This is a genomic window from Cupriavidus sp. SIMBA_020 (assembly GCF_046535395.1).
In the GTDB taxonomy this organism is placed as follows: domain Bacteria; phylum Pseudomonadota; class Gammaproteobacteria; order Burkholderiales; family Burkholderiaceae; genus Cupriavidus; species Cupriavidus campinensis.
The window spans coordinates 65,770-83,387 of the sequence record NZ_JAWRWU010000018.1 but is presented as its reverse complement, the minus strand read 5'-3'; the positions used below and the strand labels follow the sequence as shown (position 1 = coordinate 83,387).

Here is a 17,618-nt window from a genome sequence, read left to right as displayed (position 1 = left end):
CGCTAGAACGTCCTGACCGGCTCGGTCGCCTGGTCGAGGTAGAGCGGATAGACGAGGTTGTGCCGCGTGTTGGTGGTGCGCACGCGATAATCGAGCTGCAGGTCGATGCGCCCTTGCAGCGGATCGACTTCGGCACCGATGCGCTCCAGCACGATGCGCGGCTCGAAGAACAGGATGGCGCGCCGGATCGACTCCTTGAGGTCGGTGAGCGTGCTCTCGTCGATGGTCTCGAACACGGCGCGGCGCACGTCGCAACCATATGCGGGCAGCATCACGCGCTCGCCGGGCGCCGTGCCGAACAGGATACGCAGGCTTTCCTCGATATCCTCCACCCCGGCGGCCATGCCGACCTGCCGGTTGCGCGGATCGAAGCGGAGCGGAAACTGCCAGCCCCGGCCGAGAAATGGACTCATGGTTCAGCCTCCGATGATGACCGTGGGCAAGCCCAGCACGATGCTGCCGCCGTGCGCGGTGAGGTCGCCGACGCGCGCGGCCGGCCGCTTGCCGATCATTACCGTGGCCGACCCCTGCACGATCACGTCGGGCGGCCCCACGCAGACTGCGTTGTCGCCAACCACGGCGGCGGGCAGCTTTCCGATCAGCACCGTCGGCACGCCGGGGCCGATTACCGGGCCGCCGACATGCGGCACCGGGGGCAGGCCCGGCGTCTGCATGGGGCAGCTGTGCATGTCGGTTAGTCGCGCGGCAGGTGGCATGAGGTATTCCTCTCGCTTTCAGTCCGTATCAGTTGATCATCACCATCGCGCCCTGCACGATGGTCTGGCCGGATGCCGACAGTTCGGCGGTGGCCGCGCCCTTGCCGCTGAAACCGACCTGCGCCTCGCACTGGACGTTGAGGCCGGTGGCCTTCACGTCCGCCTGCGCGGCGAGTTCGATCGACATATCGGCGCTGAGCCGGATGCTGCCCTGCGCGGTAAGGGTGATGTCCTTGGGACTGGTGCAGGCAATGCCCGTGGCCGACAGCTTGACGCTGTTGCCATGCTGGTCCTGCACCAGGATCGACTCGCCGGTGTCGTCCAGCACGATCTGATTCTTGGCCGGCGTGGTCACCGTGATGGTCTTGTTCTTCTCGTCGAAGGCCAGCACATGGCGCGCGCGCGTGACGATGGCCTTCGTGTCGTTGGGCGCTTCCATCGTATAGGGCGGCACATGGCTGGCGCTGTAGACCGCGCCCAGCACCACCGGGTGGCACGGGTCGTCGTTGAGATGCCCGACGATGACTTCGTCGCCCACCTCGGGCAGGAAGAAGGCCCCGAAGCCGCTCGATGCATAGCCTTGCAGCAGCCGCGCCCAGACGCCCTCGGTGGCGGCCTGGTTTACGGGCAGCGACACCTGGATGCGCTGCGCGCCCTGCGGATCGCCATCGAGCTTCATCACCACCCCGATCTGGAGACCGCTCACAGCCGGGAGCAGCCCTGCGGCCGGCGGTCCCTGAACGTCGCCCGTGGTTGGCTGCCAGTGCGGATCGAGGCCGAACTCGACATCGGTGTGCCAGAATCCGCCCACCATTGCATGCTCCACCGCCGTCACGAATACTGCGCCCGCGAAGCGCTTGCCGACACCGCTGACCTGGACCAGCGCACCCGGCACAGCCAGCGCCGTGCCCATGCAGCGCAGGTGGCCGCGTATGCGTGCGAGCTCTGCGCGCGTCTGCACGCCCTTGGCCCACGCCGTCAGCGTCTGCGGATCTTGCGTGGTGGACGTCTGCAATTGCCACGCGGACAAGCCGATGACGCCTGCCAGTGTGGCGCTGTCCAGGTTGCCCTGCTGGTTGAGGGTTGCCGGCGCGGCCGGATCGCCCTGCACGGTCTGCTGTTGCGCCGGGTCCCAGGCGGTCGCCATGACGGACTGATACTGCAGGCGTGCGTCGATATCGGCGTCGAACGCATAGAGATCCAGCCCCCAGGCTAGCCCGAACGCGGGCGCGCCGTTAGCCTGCGGCGGCTGCACACTCACTTTTCCGTCCGCCACGTCGACCAGCATGCCGTTGAACTCGGCCCGCGCCAGCAGGAAGTCCCAGTCGGTGCTGTGGTACTGCACCAGTTCGCCGTAGGTGCCGGTGGTGACGGCCACGTCCGCATCCAGGCCGTGCGCGCCGATCAGCGTGGTCATGGCATCGCTGTCGGTGCTGTCGACATAGTTGGCGCTGCGACGGCCCACCGTCATCTTGACCGCCAGGTCACGGCACTCGATCACGAGCCGCGAGTCGTTCTGCCCGTCAATGCGCACGCCATGGCGAATCACCACGCCGCTGAACACGGGGTCCTCGTCGTCACCGAAGCCAGCCGCAATCTTGATGGGGCTGCCCGGCGCGAAATCGGCGGAGTCGCCACAGGCGAAGGCGCCGGTCGGCATGTCGCCATCCTGGATCACGATCTCAGCCCACGGAATGCGGTTGAACGCGCGCCGCACCGTGACAGACATCACGGCGAGATCCGGCTGCGGGGTGCCGTTGGCGGTCACGGTGAGCCGCAGGACACCATCGGTGTCGATCGACGGATAAGTCGGCATGCCTTACTCCAGCGGCGGGAAATGCAGCGCCGTGCCGGGCTCCAGCGCACGGAACTGGCGCAGACCGTTGAAGCGCGCCACGTCCATGTAGTAGCGGCTGTCCCCGTAGATCCGTTCGCACAGCAGCGGCAGCGTGTCGCCATCGCGTACCCGCACGAGGTGGCTGAGGTCCGGCGAGCTGGCATCGGCCTCGAGCCGCGCCTGCTTGCTGCTGGTGTACGAATCGAACGCCAGGGTGGCCGTGGCGCGCAGCGGCGCGCCGCTGGGCCTGAACAGCGTGTAGTCGGTGCTGAAGCTGGTCAGCCGGCCGGTAAAGATCAGCAGGCCCCACAGGATCTGCACGATGCTGGGCTGGTGCTGGACACCCTTGTACGCATAGATCACCGCGCTCAGAGCCTTGAGCTGGTCTTCCACTTCGTCCGGCATGGCGCTGTTGGCCGGGCGTGGCACCACCCCGGTACCGTCGAACACCACGGCGAACGAGAGCTTGCCCGGCTGCATGTGGCTGAACGGGCGGCCCGAGCCGGTATCGCCCATCGGCTTTTCCTTGCTGAAGCAGGTGTTGCGTTCGTGCCGCAGCTGCGAAGGATTGATCAGCAGCGCGATCGACGCGCCCGCGCCAGACTGCGGCGACACCACGCCGCCGTTGTCCGTGCAGGCGGTAATCCTCAGCGGCGTGAGCGCGCCCGACGGCACCGGCATCTAGCGCTCCCTGAGCCGGGCGAGCTGCAGGCGCAACTGCCGCAGCTGCGCGCGCTCGGCACGGTGGCGGTCGCTGGCGGCCTCGTCCTCGTCGCAGCAGGACGCGGCCCCGCGCTGTTCGCCTGAAGGCGCGCTGGCCGGCTGGCCCGCCGCACCGTTGCGTGGCGCACCAACCTCGGAGCGGATTACCATCTGGCGGATTTCCAACGTCATGGCCTCAAAGCTCCCGGATGCACTGCAGGTAGGCCAACTCGATTGTCTCGATGACCACGCTGTTCTTCGTCGAATTGAACTCGTCCACGCCCCACCGCACTGGATACGCGGCCTGGAAGGTCCATCCACGAATCTTGTTGCCGGCCTCGTCCAACAGATAGACGCTGACGTCCATCGGGGTCACCGGCTGGGCGAAGCCGCCAGACAGCACGGACTTGCACCAGCGCATCAGCGGCGAACGCATGTCCGCCACGCCGCGCCGGAGCACCAACTTCTCCTGTCGGACGCCCTTGGGCAGCTTGTAGACGAAGCGGTTCTCGCCGCCGGCCTGCAGGTCCTCGATGTCCATGACCAGGTCCATGCCCGAGACCTCCTGGAACGAGCCGTCCACGCCTTCCGCGATGTTGTTGAAGCCCACCGCGAACGAGAACGAGACCGGCATGAAGTCCGTGCCAAAGCGCGCCGATTTCTGCATGGCCCGTGTCAGGCGTTGGCGATGGTCAGCCCCTCATGGGCGATCTCGATGGTTTCCACGGCCACCTCGTTGCCCTGCGCCTTGAGATCGGTGCCGGTGATCTTGGCCGGCCACGCGTTGGTCAGCGTCCAGACCATGGTCGGCTTGCCCGACTCGTCCAGCAGGCTGATGATCACCGGTACCCGCTTGATCGTGTTCATCTTGATCTGGTTGAACCAATCCCAGAACTTGTTGTCGGCCTTGAACACGCCTTTCTTCATGGTCACGTTGCCGTACTTCTTGAGCCCCGGCATCTTGACGGTCGAGAAGACCGGGCTGTCGCCCTGCCGGTATTCGATCTGCTGCGCCTCCACGTCGAGCCCCGAGACCTCCTCAAAGGACATCACGTTGGAATCCCACTTCACCTGGAAATGGAACTTGGGAAGCGGCCAAACATTGCTGGACTGTGCCGAGCCGTCGTCTGCCATGACAGTTCTCCGTTATTGCCGTTTGTGTGTGCGGTGGACGTTGCTGGTGCGATGCGCGCGTCAGGACTTCTGCATCTGCTGCTGGAAGGTGATCTCGATGAACTCGGCCGGGCGAACCATTGCCACCAGCACGGTCACGCGCAGGATGCCTTCCAGGATGTCGTCGGGCGTCATGGTCTCGCCCAGGCCCACGTGGACGCTAAACGCATCCTCGGGGGTGGCGCCGGCCAGGCCGCCGCGCTTCCAGATGCTGGTCAGGAAATTCTGGATCATGCTGCGGATGGTGACCCAGGTGTTGGCCACGTTGGGCTCGAACACCAGTGCCTTGGCGGCGAGCCGGCACGATTCCTCGAGCATGATCATGGTGCGGCGCACGTTGATGTAGCGCCAGTCGAGGCTGTTGCCGTCGAGCGTGCGCGCGCCCCAGACCAGAACGCCTTCGCCAATGAAGCTGCGGATCGCGTTGATCGACTTGCCCTGCGTGGTGACGTTGAGCTCTTCCTGGTCCACCGCAGAGATGGACACGGATGGTGATACGACGCCGGCTAGGCTCACGTTGGCGGGCGCTTTCCAGACCCCGCGTGTATTGTCCACCATGGTGTAGATGCCTGCCATGGCGGCACTTGGCGGCAGCAGGTTGAGCTGGTACTTGACCTCGTCCAGGATGGTGTTGAACAGGCTGCTGACCGAGGTCAGCGTCTTGTGCAACAGCGCCTTGTTGGCCAGCACCGCGTCCTCGGTGAGCGCTGGCGTGACCGCGCTCCAGTCCTTGGTGATGTCGTCGATGGCGGCGGCCAGCTCGCGCGTCTTCAGTTGCGCATCGGCGGGCAGTGTGTCCGGCAGGCCGAGGTCGGCGCGCAGCAGCTGTTGCAGTACATCCGGATTGGCGATGTTCTCGTAGCTGATGTCCTTGTCGCCAATCACCGTGGTGTTGAGCCACGGATAGTAGGCCGCGGCGAAGTCGAGGTAATTGATGCCGAGCGCGTTGCGGAATGCCGCCACGGGGTCGCCGGCGGGATCGGTGCGAGGCTTGTCGCCGCCCCACACGTCGAGGATGGCCACACGATTGCGCATGTGGCCGCCGCAGTGAGCCAGCATGGCTTGCTGCAGGTCGATGCAGACCTCCGCCTTGAAACGCACCGCCTCCGGAATCACGACCATGGTCGGCTCCTGCTCCTTGAGCAGTTCGTCGATGCCGGCCTTGAACCGGTCGGGGTCGAGGTCCTGGCTGTAGTCGCCCACCGAGACGACATAGCAGGGCCCCCCGCCGTTCTGGAAGAAATGGCGCAGCGCGCGGTAGAGCATGTAGCCGCCGCCGTCCTTGCCCTCCGGCATGGTGAGCACGTAATCCTTGCCCGCCACTCGGAACGCCGGCGTGGCCGACGCATCGGCCATCTCGGCCACGTTGAAGCGCGGGAATGGCGCGTAGCCGAAGTACTGGTGGTACTCGGCCATCGAGCTGATGCGCCATGGCTTCATGCTCAACGGCTTGTTGCGGTTGTCCGCGATCTGCGTGTGGCCGATAAAGGCCGGAACCGCCGTCGCCACCTCCACCACGGAGTTCGGAAAGGCGTTTTTTTCTACGATATAGACGCCAGGCGTCTTCATTGCACCCATTTCACACTCTCCCGGTGAAAGCAGTTAGCGATTGACAAAGATCTCGGACACGTCGCACAGCAGGCCGCCGACCATTTCCCGGCGCAGCGCGGCGGGGCTCGCCAGCGGCAGGCGCGGCACCAGCACGCGCATGTCGCCGGCCGTGCCGCGCTGCAGCACAAAGCGCTGGCGCGGACGCTCCGCCAGTGCCAGCGGCACTGCCGAGCGGATCACGGTCACCATCGTGCCGTCCGGCAATTGTTCCGACTCGGGGGCGTTGAACGTCACCGCCCCGTCGACGTCGGCCACGCCAAGGTCCGCGCCCCATTCGCCGACCATCACATACTTCCAGATCGTCTCGCGGACGGGCAGCGTGACGACGTGGTTGACAGGCGCGGCCGCCAGCCACGCGGCCTGGCTGTCGTGCGCCGCGTCGGCCAGCGCGAACGCGAGGCGCAACGTACCGGTGCCCGCCAGCCGGCGCACGTCGGTGTAGTAGGCCCAGAGCGGATCGGGCGAATGCGCGGCGAACGACAACCCTTGCGCCGGCCATTCGTCGCGCAGGCGCCAGAGCCCGTCCAGGCCGGTCCCATCGGCCATGATGACGAAGCGCCGGGCGTCGCCGCGCAGGCGCAGGTCCAGGCGCGTCATCAGCGCGGCGGTGCCCGCGTCCGCCTGCAGCCGCAGCGCCGGGGGCCATCCCGCAGCAAAGTACGGATGCAGCACGGCCAGGCCGCTGACGGCGCGATAGCCGCCACTCACGGCCGCGCCTCCACCTCGGGCTGCCCGACCAGCGGCTGCCGGCGCAGCACCGCGCCGTTCTCGAGGCACACCAGACGCACCCGATACAGCACCGACGGCAGGTAGCGGCCCCCGTGAATGCTCCAGAGGCTGTGCATCTCCGCCGTCGTCAGATTCTCGATATTGACCACGAGGCGCTCGATGCGTGCGTCGAGGCCCGGCGTGCCCTGATGGTCGAGCACCGGGTTGGCCTGGAAGAACGCCACCGCGTCCGAGAGGAAGCGCAGCGCCTCCGGGTAATGCTGGCCGCTGAAGGTGGCGGCACACATGACGAGCAGGTTCAGGAACAGCGGCTCGGCAACGGCCATCTGGCTGCGCTGCTCGCCAGTGGGCGTGGCGCGGGCCCGGTACGCAGCCGTATCGCGCTCGATGCCCGCAAGAAACAGCACCAGCTTGCCGGCCGCCTGCGACACGGCGCTGCCATCGAGTTCCTGCAGGTTCGAGACCACCACGAGGTCCTCGCTCAGCACGAGCCGCCCCCGGAACATCTGGTTCAACTGCAAAGCGAGGTGGCCAAGCGCACTGTCGATCACGGCGGCTGCATTCCTGAAATACCCGTCACGGCGCCGATAGTGGCCCATGCCGCCCCGCCCCACCATCAGTAGGATGCTGAGATGCGGTTCGGAATTGCCTAGGCGAGCCTCCCATGGCCCGTGGCGGATTTCCAGCGTCTCGCGGCAGGGCGTGCAATGCTGCGACGACCGACGCTCTGTTGCCCGCTCTCCCTTCACTGGACCTGCTCCGCATGGGCGCGTTGCATCGTTTCCAATATTCGACTATATTCGAACAATGGAAACAGATAACGCACTTGAGGCGCTTGGCGCACTCGCCCATGCCGTTCGGCTGGCCGTGTTCCGCTTGCTGGTGCAGGCCGGACCCTCCGGCCTGCCGGCCGGCCGCATTGCCGACCTCATGGACATGCCGGCGTCCTCCCTCTCCTTCCATTTGAAGGAACTGCACCGTGCCGGCCTGCTCACCAGCCGCCAGGACGGGCGATCGATCATCTACATGGCGCGCTTCGAAACGATGAACGCGCTGATTGGCTATCTCACAGAGAACTGCTGCGGCGGGAACCTGTGCTCGCCGCTCGCCGGCTGTTCCGTTACCTCGGAGTCTCAATCATGAAGCGCTTCCACGTACATGTAAGCGTGGCCGACCTCTCGGCCAGTATCCGCTATTACTCCGCGCTCTTCGCCGCCGAGCCGAGTGTCGTCAAGGACGACTACGCGAAATGGATGCTTGAAGACCCGCGGGTGAACTTCGCAATTTCTGCGCGCGGTGCGGAACCGGGTGTGGACCACCTCGGATTCCAGACCGACGACGCAGGCGAACTCGCTGAGTTGAAGTCGCGGGCTGAGGCCGCCGACATGGCACGGCTCGATGAAGGCGAAACAACCTGCTGCTACGCCCGCAGCGACAAGTATTGGCTGACCGACCCTCAAGGTATCGCCTGGGAGCACTTTCATACGCTCGGTACGGTGCCCGTATATGGCGAATCCCGGCAGATGGAGGCCGCGCCCGCCGAATCCGCATGCTGCGCCCCACGAGCGCCCAAGGGGAAACCCATTGGCGTTGCGGTGACTTCCAAGTCGTCTTGCTGCTGAAGGCCGATCATGAGCGAAAAGATCTACAACGTGCTGTTCATCTGTACCGGCAATTCGGCCCGATCGATCCTCTCTGAAGGGCTGATGAACCATCTCGGCCAAGGCCGATTCCGCGCCTACTCGGCCGGTAGCCATCCGACCGGCGTGGTCAATCCGCTCGCACTGGCGGCGCTGGCGCGGCACGGAATGGACACTGCCGGCTTTCGCAGCAAGAGTTGGGACGAGTTCTCCCAAGACGGCGCGCCGTCGCTCGATTTCGTCTTTACCGTATGTGACAAGGCAGCCGGAGAGATGTGCCCCGTCTGGCCGGGCCAGCCGATGACCGCCCACTGGGGGGTGCCCGATCCGGCCGCATGCGAAGGCACCGACGCGCAAAAGCAGCAGGCCATTAACGACGCCACCATCGCGTTGAAGCGCCGCATCGAACTATTCCTTTCGCTGCCGCTGCCGAAACTGGACACCGTCGCGCTCCAGAAGGCCGTGCGGGACATCGGGAAGAGTTGACGCCCATCTCCCTCTCCACGCTTGTTTCTTTCTCGCCGCCCCATGACCACCAACGTCCTGATTCTCTGTACCCATAATTCCGCGCGCAGCGTGCTTAGCGAAGGCATGCTGAACCATCTTGCCAAGCAATTTGGCCGTGATGTGCGCGCCTACAGCGCCGGCAGCTCGCCGAGCGGCCGCATCAACCCGTTCGCCATCGACGTCTTGCGCGAGGCCGGTGTCGACGTGAACGACTTCCGCAGCAAGAACTGGGACGAGTTCGTCGCAGACGGTGCGCCAAAGATGCGCATTGTCATTACCGTCTGCGATAGCGCCGCCGAAGAGGAATGCCCCTACTGGCCTGGTAGCCCCGTGAAGATCCACTGGGGCTATCCCGACCCGTCGAACACGGCAGGCGGAGACGACAAGAAGCGACTCGCCTTCGAACTGACCCGGCAGGCCATCGCCTACCGGATGCTGCAATTACTGCTGCTGCCGATCGAAGACATGACCGACGCGGAACTGCAAGAGACGCTCCAGCGTCTGGCGGGGAGCTGAACGATGACCAGCCAGAACATCGCCTCTGCGGATCAAACAGCCAGCAAGCCGGCCATCGGGTTCTTCGAGCGCTACCTCACCGTCTGGGTCGCGTTGTGCATCGTCGTCGGCATTGCGCTGGGGCAGATCATGCCGGACGTGTTCCAGGCCATCGGCCGCATGGAATACGCGCAAGTCAACCTGCCTGTTGGCTTGCTGATCTGGGTAATGATCATCCCCATGCTGCTGAAGATCGATTTTGCGGCATTGGGCCAGGTGAAATCGCATTGGCGCGGCATTGGCGTGACGTTGTTCATCAACTGGGCGGTCAAGCCATTCTCGATGGCACTGCTGGGCTGGCTCTTCGTGCGGCATTTGTTCGCGCCCCTGCTGCCCGCCGATCAGCTTGACAGCTACGTCGCCGGGCTGATCCTGCTGGCCGCCGCACCGTGCACGGCCATGGTCTTCGTCTGGAGCCAGCTCTGCAAGGGCGATCCGTATTTCACGCTGTCGCAGGTGGCGCTGAACGATGCCATCATGGTCGTGGCGTTCGCCCCGGTCGTGGCGCTGCTGCTCGGCCTTTCGTCGATCACGGTGCCCTGGGACACCTTGCTGACTTCGGTCGTGCTGTACATCGTCGTGCCGGTCATCCTCTCGCAATTGCTGCGCAAGGTGCTGCTCGGGCGTGGGGTGGCGTATTTCCAGCGCGTCACCCATGCACTCGGCCCCTATTCCATTTCCGCACTGCTGCTCACGCTGGTCCTGCTGTTCGCCTTCCAGGGCAAGGCGATCATCGACCAGCCGCTCGTAATCGCTCTGCTCGCGGTGCCGATCCTGATCCAGGTCTTTCTGAATTCGGGTCTGGCATACCTGCTGAACCGCAAGCTTGGCGTCGCCCACTGCGTGGCGGGCCCGTCGAGCCTGATCGGCGCGAGCAACTTCTTTGAACTGGCGGTGGCCACCGCAATCAGCCTGTTCGGATTCCAGTCGGGGGCGGCACTGGCAACCGTGGTCGGGGTGCTGATCGAGGTGCCTGTCATGCTGCTGGTCGTCAACATCGTCAACCGCTCGCAGACTTGGTACGAAGCCAAGGCCTGAAGGAATCCTGATGTCTGTCACGATCTACCATAACCCCGCGTGCGGCACATCGCGCAACACGCTAGCCATGATTCGCAATGCCGGCATCGAGCCGGAAGTCATCGAGTACCTGCATGCCCGGCCTACGCGCGCGCAGCTGCAGAAGATGATCGCCGATGCGGGCTTGACGGTGCGCGAAGCCATCCGTGAGAAAGGGACGCCTTACGCAGAACTGAGGCTTGGCGACCCGGCGCTCACGGACGATCAGTTGCTCGACGCCATGCTCGCCCATCCCATCCTGATCAACCGGCCTTTTGTCATCACCGAACGGGGCGTGCGGCTGTGCCGGCCCTCGGAACTGGTACTCGACATCCTGCTGTCGCCGCAGCAAGGCGCGTTTACCAAGGAAGACGGCGAAGTCGTCATCGATGCGCAGGGCCAGAGGGTTGTGCGATGACCGTTGCGTTGCCTAACATCGTGTCGTCCGTGCTCGACACCCCGGACCTGATGAAGCTGGAACCGGCACGCGTGAGCACCCACCCGCCGCGCATCCTGCTGCTCTATGGTTCGCTGCGCGAGACATCCTTCAGCCGACTGCTGACACTGGAAGCCGAACGCATTCTGCAGCACTTCGGCGCCGAGACCCGCGTGTTCGATCCCACTGGCCTGCCCGTGACTGACAGCGTGCCGGCCGACCACCCGAAGGTCGCCGAGCTGCGCAAGCTGTCCGAATGGTCCGAAGGCCAGGTCTGGTGCAGCCCCGAGCGCCATGGCACGTTGACCGCCGTCTTCAAGAACCAGATAGACTGGCTGCCGCTCGAGAGCGCAGGCATCCGGCCGACACAAGGTCGCACGCTGGCGGTCATGCAGGTCTGCGGCGGCTCGCAATCGTTCAATGCGGTCAACGCGTTGCGCGTGCTGGGCCGCTGGATGCGCATGGTGACGATTCCGAACCAGTCGTCGGTAGCCAAGGCGTACCAGGAATTCGATGCCTCCGGCCGGATGAAGCCCTCGTCCTACTACGATCGCGTGGTCGATGTGATGGAGGAACTGTACAAGTTCACGCTATTGATCCGTGACCGCTCTGACTACCTGACCGACCGCTACAGCGAGCGCAAAGAGGCGGCCCCGGCGCGCGCGGCAGCACTTGCCGCCGCCGCAATGGATCATGAACGGCCTGCGGCCTCCGCAGACACCGACGACGGCGAAGTCGAGTAGGGACGATCATGGCGCAATCGCCGAATGGCAGTCTCGTGGCCCGCCTAGGCGCCGCGCAAACACTCGCGTGGGCGTCCTCTTACTACCTGGTGGCGATGCTGGCGGTGCCCATGGCGCACGACACTGGCGTGTCCGTGCCTACCGTCTTCGCGGCATTCAGTGCCGCACTGGTCATCTCCGCCCTGCTCGGACCCTATGCCGGGCGGCTCATCGACCGGCTGGGTGGACGGCCGGTGTTGATTGTGACGAGCCTCGTGTTTGCCACGGGATTGGCTGGTCTCGGGCTTGCCCGGGAGGTCATTGGCCTGTTTGCCGCCTGGCTTGTCCTCGGCATCGGCATGGGCAGCGGCCTCTATGAAGCCGCGTTCGCCACATTAGTGCGCCTGTATGGCACCCGCTCACGCAATGCCATCACCGGCATCACGTTGATTGCGGGTTTCGCCAGCACGGTCGGATGGCCCCTTTCCTCCTATCTAGAAAGCCACTACGGCTGGCGCGTCGCCTGCTTCGTGTGGGCGGCGTTGCACCTGACGCTGGGTCTGGCGCTCAATGCGAGCCTGCCGCGTGCCGAAGAAGAACCGGCATCCCCGAGCCTCCGACAGGCCGCGCGGTCCGGTAGTGCCGATGTGGACGGCCCAACGCCCGGACCGATGGCAACCTATGCGCTCGCGTTCGTGTTCGCCGCGACGTGGTTCATCAGCACGGCGATGGCGGCGCATCTACCACGGCTGTTGCAGGCGGGCGGCGCGACCTTGGCGACGGCGGTGGTAGTCGGCGCGCTGATCGGCCCTTCGCAGGTCGGCGCGCGGCTGCTCGAATTCGGCCTACTGCGCAAGGTTCATCCGCTACTATCAGCGCGGCTTGCCGCATCACTCCATCCAGTCGGCGCGGCTGCCTTCGTCATTCTCGGCGCACCGGCCGCCACGCTGTTTGGTGTGCTGCACGGCGCGGGTAACGGCATCCTCACCATCGCCAAGGGAACGCTTCCGCTTGTTATCTTCGGCCCCCAGGGCTATGGGCATCGCCAGGGCTTGCTGATGGTGCCCGCGCGCATCGCCCAGGCTTTGGCGCCGTGGCTCTTCGGCATCTGCATCGATCTTTGGGGCGCACAGGCTTTGTGGGTATCGGGCGGATTGGGGCTCGCTGCCACCGGCGCGTTGTTCGCCATTCGTTCCGCAACAGCCGAGCCGACGCGGCAGGTCGCCGCAGCAGAGTAGCCGATCATAAGCGCAAGCGGCGGCCGTCCATTCAAACGACTGACGGCTCCGCCTCCGAAGCGCGAATGCCAAGGCGCTTCATCTTCTCCCACAATGATTTGCGCGACACTCCCAGCAACCCGGAGCAACAAAAAACCCGCCACTTTCAACAAAGCGGCGGGTTTTTCATTCCACTCATCAAACCATCAACCCTCAGAACGCAAAATTAGCGCCCACGTTGCCGCCGCTCACGTCGGCTGGCTGGGTCTGGATCGGGCCGTTGATGCTGGTGGCTTCAATCGTATATTTGCCGGCCGCGGTGCTGGCGGCGGTTAGCGGGATGGGCAGCGTCGTCGAATAGGTGCCGACCATTGGTGCGGCAGCCGGTAGCGCCATGCTGTAGGCCCCCGATGTCACGTTGGCGAAGGTGGTGCTGATGGTGAAGTTCTGCCCGGACGTGTTTTGTATGGCGCGAAGGCTCGCCTGGGCGCTGGCTGGCGAGACGGTGCCGGAGGCCGTGCGGATCGTGGAGACAGGCAGGTCAATCGGCGCGCCCTGGGTGGATACCACGGTATTGCTGCCGGCGACCACGGGTACGCTGCGGACGATGCCGGTGGCGCGGCCCGTTGGCACGATCACCACGTCCACGTTGCCCGATGAGGTGCTTTGCTCGATCGGCGACAGCACGAAATTGCCATTGGCATCGGCGACGGTGGACTTGACCACCAGCCCGCCCCGCTCCGCGTAGACGGTAGCGCCGGCCTGGGCCGGCGTCAGCGCGCCGGACACCTTGCCGCTGACCACCACCGGTAGCGCGGTGACCACTGGCTTCAGGTTGTAGCCGCCATTGCCGCGCGGAACCACGGACTTGCAGGCGTCGAAGTCGAGGATCAGGTCGGTGAGCGTATCGGGTGCCACCGTGAACGGGCGGATGATCTTGTAGCCGCTTTGCGCAGCGCTTGGGGTGTCGAGCGCGGTTTCGGTCCCGCCGGTAGGCACCACCGAGTTCGACAGCGCGTTGCCGCTATTTGGCGACAGAACCAGGCGAATCTGCTGATAGTTGCCGGCTGGCAGTGCGGTCTGGCCGAGCGTGGCCAGCACGCCGTTTGTCAGCGACAGCAGATCGATCCGCTGCGCCGGACTGACCGGGATATCGACCCAACCCGAGCCATTGTCGTCCGCATCCGGACTGCCATTGACACGCACGCGGTTCACGGTCACATAGACATGGTCGTAGCCACACGCCGGTGCATCGGTCATTTGAACGCGCAGCGTGCCATTGGCCGGCCCGGGTGTAGGCGGATCATCGCCGCCACCGCCGCCGCATGCGGCCAGCAGCACGGCGCCGCCCAGGCTCAGGGCAACGCCGCCATATATGTTGTGTGGCGCCATTTTGGATACCTCTTCTGTTGTGGGTATCCGGAGCTTAGTGGCGAAGTTGTATCAGATAAGTGACACAATCGTAACGAATGTAATGCTGCCGCAACACATGCGGTTTCAGCCAATCCGCACGTCCACCAGTTCCCCTGCCGCGCCCCGTTCCCCTTTGGGATCCACGATATCGGCGATGGCCATTGTTACGCTGACGCCCGAGAACAGGAAAGCGACGGCGAGGGCGAAGAGGGTTGCGACTTCCATGAAGCACTCCAACTGCGTTTAGGAGTTTCCATTATATGATGCGTCGCACCATCTGTAAATATTCTGTATGTGGTATATCACGAGATCCAAAAGGTAGCGGCTGGATACAACCAATCAATCACTTTTCGTCTCTTTTCTGCATCGATCCGCGAATTCCCGGGCTGCCCAGTCTAGAAACGCCCTCACCCGCGGCGATAGCTGCCGGGACCGCTGATACAGCAGCGAGACGGGCGCCGAGGGTGGCGGCATGTCCGTCATGATCTCCACCAGTTCGCCGTTGGCCAGTTCCCGTTCGATATGGAAGCGCGGCACCTGGGCCAGCCCCAGCCCCAGCTTGATCCCGGCAAGGTAGCTTTCCGTCCCGGTCACGGTCAGGGCGGCCGGAATCGATACGGCCTGCATTTCCCCGCGTACGTTGAACTCCAGCGGCGTGACATTGCCCGTCGTCACAGACCGGATGCCCACCATCTGGTGCCCGTCGAGCGATGTCAGGCTCGTTGGCGTGCCGAACCGCTCCAGGTAGGTCGGCGTGGCGCAGGTCAGCCGGTCCAGCATCGCCACTTGCCGCGCCACCAGCTCGCTATCTGGCAATTTGCCGTAGCGGAGCACGCAATCGACGCCCTCCTGCACCATGTCGACCCATCGGTCGCCCTCGCTCATGGAGATCTGGATGTGTGGATGTCGGGCGAGGAAGTCGGGAAAGCCCGGCAGCAGGAAATGTCGCGCCAGCGTGCCCTGCACCTCCAGTCGCAGCAGCCCTTTCGGCTCCGTGCCGTTGAACGCGCCCTCGGCGTCCTCGATGTCGTCCAGGATGGTCAGGCAGCGCCGGTAGTAGGCCTCGCCGTCCAGCGTCGGCCGGACTACGCGTGTGGTCCGCTGCAGCAGCCGGACTCCCAGCCGCCCCTCCAGATCGTGGATGACCTTGGTCACCGTCGATCTCGGCACCTCCATGTCGTGCGCCGCCAGCGTAAAGCTGCGCCGCTCCACCACCCGCGTAAACAGTCGCATTGCGTCAAACCGGTCCACCCCATCCTCCGCCGATTGTTTCCCTGCCAGAACAAGTGCGGGCAATTCTAGACCGATTATCTAGCTGCTCCAATCGCGCATAGTGCATTCAACCCGCAGCGATTGCGGTGATCCAACACCGGAGAACAACCATGAGCAACACCCAGAACAGCACCCAAGCCAAGTCCAACCAGCAGGTCGCCATCGTGACCGGCGCCTCGCGCGGCATCGGCGCCGCCATCGCCCGGCGGCTGGCGCAGGACGGCTTCACGGTGGTCGTCAACTACGCCGGCAGCGCCCGTGAGGCCGAGGCGCTGGTGGCCGAGATCGAAGCCGCCGGCGGCCGCGCGATTCCGGAACAGGCCGATGTGGCCGATCCGGCTGCCGTGGCGCGCATGTTCGGCGCCGCCGAAGCCGCGTTCGGCGGTGTGGACGTCCTGGTCAACAACGCCGGCATCATGAAACTGGCGAAGCTGGCCGATAGCGACGATGCCCTGTTCGACAGCCAGGTCGCCATCAACCTCAAGGGCACGTTCAACACGATGCGCGAAGCGTCGCGCCGCCTGCGCAACGGCGGCCGCGTGATCAACCTGTCGTCGAGCGTGGTCGGGCTGTACCAACCCGCCTACGCGGTGTACGCCGCCACCAAGGCCGGTGTGGAAGCCATGACGCACGTGATGACCAAGGAAATGCGCGGCCGGAACATCACGGTGAACGTGGTGGCGCCCGGCCCCACCGCCACCGCCCTGTTCCTCGACGGCAAGCCGCAGGAAGTCATCGACAACCTCGCGCGGCTCGCCCCGCTGGAGCGCCTGGGCGCGCCGGAGGACATCGCCAGTGCCGTGGCCTTCCTGGCCGGCCCCGACGGCGCATGGGTCAACGGGCAGACCCTCCGCGTCAACGGCGGCATCATCTGATTCAAGCGTGGAGTCCACCATGAAGAAAGTCATCCTGATCACCGGCGCGTCGAGCGGCTTCGGCCGCCTGACCGCCGAGGCCCTCGCCAAGGCGGGCCACACGGTCTACGCCTCCATGCGCAACACGGCCAGCCGCAATGCCGAAGTCGTGGCGCAGATGGCCGCATTCGCCCGCACGCATGACGCCGATCTGCGCACGGTGGAACTGGACGTGCAATCGCAGCCGTCCATCGATGACGCCGTGGCCGGCATCGTCGCCGCCACGGGCCGTATCGACGTGCTGATGCACAACGCCGGCCACATGGCCTTCGGTCCGGCCGAGGCGTTCACGCCGGAGCAATTCGCCCAGCTGTACGACATCAACGTGCTCAGCACCCAGCGGGTGAACCGCGCGGTGCTGCCCCATCTGCGCCGCCAGGGGCAAGGGCTGCTGGTCTGGGTGTCGAGCAGCAGTTCCGCCGGCGGCACCCCGCCCTACCTCGCCCCGTACTTCGCGGCGAAGGCGGCGATGGATGCCATCGCGGTCCAGTACGCGCGCGAGTTGTCGCGCTGGGGCATCGAGACGTCGATCATCGTCCCGGGCGCGTTCACCAGCGGCACCAACCACTTCGCGCATACGGGGCTGCCTGCCGATACCGCTCGCGTCGATGAATACGAGTCGGGCCCCTATGCCGGCTTTGGCGATGAAATCCAGCGCGCGTTCGCCGGCATCGTGCCGCCCGATGCGGATGCGGGACAGGTAGCCGATGCCATCGTCGATGTCGTCAACGCGCCGTTCGGCAAGCGGCCGTTCCGCGTGCATGTCGATCCGACGCAGGACGGCGCCGACGTCGGCTTCGCCGTGCTGGACCGCCTGCGCGCCGAGATGCTCCATCGCGTGGGCATGGGCGATCTGCTGTCGCCGCGCGGCGCGCAGTGACTACGCCGCGCCACAACCGCGTAGCATCTTCTCCCACGCTTCCTCCATCACACCTGCACCGGGACACTGCATCATGCCCTGATGCAGTGCTCTCCTGTCACCGCTTAATTAATAGTGCGACGTGACGCGTGCATGACCCTTGTCGCACGCGGCCAAGCGAACGGCCGTACTAAGTGTCGCGATATACAGTCCTTACACTTCCTTACAGCACGCCCCGGTCAAACTGACTACCTTTGAA

The 17,618-nt window shown here is 65.1% G+C and carries 23 protein-coding genes; 10 read left to right on the top strand and 13 right to left on the bottom strand.

Features of this window, described 5'->3' with window-relative positions; all coding sequences use genetic code 11:
• Window positions 1-2: 2 nt before the first annotated feature.
• The 10 genes from SB751_RS25695 to SB751_RS25650 are packed head-to-tail and all read right to left on the bottom strand — an operon-like array spanning window position 3 to window position 7,319.
• Window positions 3-413, bottom strand: coding sequence for a GPW/gp25 family protein (locus SB751_RS25695; protein WP_144195272.1), 411 nt, complete (start codon window positions 411-413; stop codon window positions 3-5).
• 3 nt (window positions 414-416) lie between these two features.
• Window positions 417-689, bottom strand: a complete 273-nt coding sequence (locus tag SB751_RS25690) for a PAAR domain-containing protein (RefSeq protein ID WP_244845094.1) — start codon at window positions 687-689, stop codon at window positions 417-419.
• Window positions 690-744: 55 nt separating this feature from the next.
• Complete coding sequence (vgrG, locus tag SB751_RS25685) at window positions 745-2,532, bottom strand: type VI secretion system tip protein VgrG (protein WP_144195268.1); 1,788 nt, start codon at window positions 2,530-2,532, stop codon at window positions 745-747.
• Window positions 2,533-2,535: 3 nt separating this feature from the next.
• Window positions 2,536-3,234, bottom strand: a complete 699-nt coding sequence (locus SB751_RS25680; RefSeq protein ID WP_144195266.1) for a CIS tube protein — start codon at window positions 3,232-3,234, stop codon at window positions 2,536-2,538.
• Window positions 3,235-3,447: a DUF5908 family protein gene (locus SB751_RS25675; RefSeq protein ID WP_144195264.1), complete on the bottom strand. Its 213-nt coding sequence runs from the start codon at window positions 3,445-3,447 to the stop codon at window positions 3,235-3,237.
• Between the two features lie 4 nt (window positions 3,448-3,451).
• The gene (locus SB751_RS25670) at window positions 3,452-3,922 is read right to left on the bottom strand and encodes a phage tail protein (RefSeq protein ID WP_144195263.1); all 471 of its coding nucleotides are present in this window, start codon (window positions 3,920-3,922) and stop codon (window positions 3,452-3,454) included.
• 8 nt (window positions 3,923-3,930) lie between these two features.
• Window positions 3,931-4,389, bottom strand: coding sequence for a phage tail protein (locus tag SB751_RS25665; protein WP_144195261.1), 459 nt, complete (start codon window positions 4,387-4,389; stop codon window positions 3,931-3,933).
• 60 nt (window positions 4,390-4,449) lie between these two features.
• Window positions 4,450-6,006, bottom strand: coding sequence for a phage tail sheath family protein (locus tag SB751_RS25660; RefSeq protein ID WP_144195259.1), 1,557 nt, complete (start codon window positions 6,004-6,006; stop codon window positions 4,450-4,452).
• Between the two features lie 24 nt (window positions 6,007-6,030).
• Window positions 6,031-6,747: a hypothetical protein gene (locus SB751_RS25655; RefSeq protein ID WP_144195257.1), complete on the bottom strand. Its 717-nt coding sequence runs from the start codon at window positions 6,745-6,747 to the stop codon at window positions 6,031-6,033.
• A complete protein-coding gene (locus SB751_RS25650; protein ID WP_211944120.1) occupies window positions 6,744-7,319 on the bottom strand; it encodes a DUF4255 domain-containing protein in 576 nt (191 codons plus the stop codon). The genes SB751_RS25655 and SB751_RS25650 overlap by 4 nt, the downstream gene beginning before the upstream one ends.
• A gap of 256 nt (window positions 7,320-7,575) precedes the next feature.
• Between SB751_RS25650 and SB751_RS25645 the strand changes: the two genes are divergently transcribed.
• From SB751_RS25645 to SB751_RS25610, 8 genes are read left to right on the top strand one after another with little or no spacing between them, the layout of a single operon-like run.
• Complete coding sequence (locus SB751_RS25645; protein WP_144195253.1) at window positions 7,576-7,911, top strand: ArsR/SmtB family transcription factor; 336 nt, start codon at window positions 7,576-7,578, stop codon at window positions 7,909-7,911.
• The gene (locus SB751_RS25640) at window positions 7,908-8,390 is read left to right on the top strand and encodes an ArsI/CadI family heavy metal resistance metalloenzyme (RefSeq protein WP_144195251.1); all 483 of its coding nucleotides are present in this window, start codon (window positions 7,908-7,910) and stop codon (window positions 8,388-8,390) included. Before SB751_RS25645 ends, SB751_RS25640 begins: the two co-directional genes overlap by 4 nt.
• A 9-nt stretch (window positions 8,391-8,399) precedes the next feature.
• A complete protein-coding gene (locus SB751_RS25635) occupies window positions 8,400-8,894 on the top strand; it encodes an arsenate reductase ArsC (protein WP_186296731.1) in 495 nt (164 codons plus the stop codon).
• A gap of 42 nt (window positions 8,895-8,936) precedes the next feature.
• Window positions 8,937-9,431 carry an arsenate reductase ArsC gene (locus tag SB751_RS25630; RefSeq protein WP_144195247.1) on the top strand — a complete coding sequence of 165 codons (495 nt, stop codon included), beginning with the start codon at window positions 8,937-8,939 and terminating at the stop codon, window positions 9,429-9,431.
• Window positions 9,432-9,434: 3 nt separating this feature from the next.
• Window positions 9,435-10,508 carry an ACR3 family arsenite efflux transporter gene (gene arsB, locus SB751_RS25625; protein WP_144195245.1) on the top strand — a complete coding sequence of 358 codons (1,074 nt, stop codon included), beginning with the start codon at window positions 9,435-9,437 and terminating at the stop codon, window positions 10,506-10,508.
• Window positions 10,509-10,518: 10 nt separating this feature from the next.
• Window positions 10,519-10,944, top strand: coding sequence for an arsenate reductase (glutaredoxin) (gene arsC / locus SB751_RS25620; RefSeq protein WP_410748691.1), 426 nt, complete (start codon window positions 10,519-10,521; stop codon window positions 10,942-10,944).
• Window positions 10,941-11,705, top strand: a complete 765-nt coding sequence (gene arsH / locus SB751_RS25615) for an arsenical resistance protein ArsH (RefSeq protein WP_211944122.1) — start codon at window positions 10,941-10,943, stop codon at window positions 11,703-11,705. Before arsC ends, arsH begins: the two co-directional genes overlap by 4 nt.
• 8 nt (window positions 11,706-11,713) lie before the next feature.
• A complete protein-coding gene (locus tag SB751_RS25610; RefSeq protein ID WP_410748690.1) occupies window positions 11,714-12,922 on the top strand; it encodes an MFS transporter in 1,209 nt (402 codons plus the stop codon).
• Window positions 12,923-13,114: 192 nt separating this feature from the next.
• On the opposite strand, the gene SB751_RS25605 is transcribed toward SB751_RS25610, so the two are convergent.
• The 3 genes from SB751_RS25605 to SB751_RS25595 all read right to left on the bottom strand — a co-directional run bounded on the left by SB751_RS25605 (window position 13,115) and on the right by SB751_RS25595 (window position 15,565).
• Window positions 13,115-14,293: a DUF4382 domain-containing protein gene (locus SB751_RS25605; protein WP_144195237.1), complete on the bottom strand. Its 1,179-nt coding sequence runs from the start codon at window positions 14,291-14,293 to the stop codon at window positions 13,115-13,117.
• A gap of 105 nt (window positions 14,294-14,398) precedes the next feature.
• Window positions 14,399-14,539: a hypothetical protein gene (locus tag SB751_RS25600; RefSeq protein WP_186296730.1), complete on the bottom strand. Its 141-nt coding sequence runs from the start codon at window positions 14,537-14,539 to the stop codon at window positions 14,399-14,401.
• Window positions 14,540-14,653: 114 nt separating this feature from the next.
• Window positions 14,654-15,565, bottom strand: a complete 912-nt coding sequence (locus SB751_RS25595; protein WP_211944124.1) for a LysR family transcriptional regulator — start codon at window positions 15,563-15,565, stop codon at window positions 14,654-14,656.
• A 131-nt stretch (window positions 15,566-15,696) separates the two neighbouring features.
• Here SB751_RS25595 and SB751_RS25590 point away from each other — a divergent pair, with 131 nt between their 5' ends.
• Both SB751_RS25590 and SB751_RS25585 read left to right on the top strand, forming a co-directional pair.
• Window positions 15,697-16,461, top strand: coding sequence for an SDR family oxidoreductase (locus SB751_RS25590; protein WP_144195233.1), 765 nt, complete (start codon window positions 15,697-15,699; stop codon window positions 16,459-16,461).
• Window positions 16,462-16,480: 19 nt separating this feature from the next.
• A complete protein-coding gene (locus SB751_RS25585; RefSeq protein WP_144195231.1) occupies window positions 16,481-17,380 on the top strand; it encodes an SDR family oxidoreductase in 900 nt (299 codons plus the stop codon).
• The last annotated feature ends 238 nt before the right edge of the window (window positions 17,381-17,618 follow it).